This is a genomic window from Vibrio marinisediminis (assembly GCF_014050145.1).
In the GTDB taxonomy this organism is placed as follows: Bacteria; Pseudomonadota; Gammaproteobacteria; order Enterobacterales; family Vibrionaceae; genus Vibrio; species Vibrio marinisediminis.
The window spans coordinates 1-230 of sequence record NZ_JACFYF010000400.1 but is presented as its reverse complement, the minus strand read 5'-3'; the positions used below and the strand labels follow the sequence as shown (position 1 = coordinate 230).

Below are 230 nucleotides of genomic sequence, written 5' to 3'. Positions count from 1 at the left end.
ATAAATTATACCGTGCAAACAGAAGTACCAAGATAAATGCCGAGCACTTTGAAGCATTTGCTTCATTAAATTATCCAGAGTTAGCAGAATCTGGAGTGCACTTAAAAGTGAATTATGACGATTTGTTAAGGCCTAAAAGAGGAACCAAACTCAAAGTTTTTACAAATTTTGAAGAAAACATCGCATTGGTGAAGTTGTTTCCTGGAATTTCAGAAACCCTTTTAGAAAGC

1 protein-coding gene is annotated in these 230 nt (G+C 34.8%); it reads left to right on the top strand.

Annotation, left to right across the window (positions count from 1 at the left end; genetic code table 11):
* Positions 1-230: asparaginase domain-containing protein (locus tag H2O73_RS24450; protein WP_182110856.1), on the top strand; the 230-nt coding region annotated here is incomplete at both ends.